The organism is Mesorhizobium sp. M1A.T.Ca.IN.004.03.1.1, from assembly GCF_003997555.1.
GTDB lineage: Bacteria > Pseudomonadota > Alphaproteobacteria > Rhizobiales > Rhizobiaceae > Mesorhizobium.
The window spans coordinates 1-228 of sequence record NZ_RZTV01001246.1 but is presented as its reverse complement, the minus strand read 5'-3'; the positions used below and the strand labels follow the sequence as shown (position 1 = coordinate 228).

The window sequence follows — 228 nt, the reverse complement described above, 5'->3', positions numbered from 1 at the left end:
GGCGCCGATGCCACTGTCCACTTCGGCTATGCCCAGACGTTCCGCGACGCCTATCCGCAGATCCCGATCCATCCGGAACAGGTGCTGGTGGTCGCTGGCCAGCGGGACGAGTTGATTACATCGGGCGCCTCGATGACATGGCACGATCTTGTGCTTTACCTGATCGCCCGCCATGCGGGGGCGACGGCAGCGCAGACGGTGGCCCGCTATTTTGCGCTGCAATGGCAC

The 228-nt window shown here is 64.0% G+C and carries 1 pseudogene; it reads left to right on the top strand.

The features are described 5' to 3' along the window. Positions 1 to 228, top strand: a pseudogene (locus tag EOD29_RS35690) (transcriptional regulator); the annotation flags it as partial.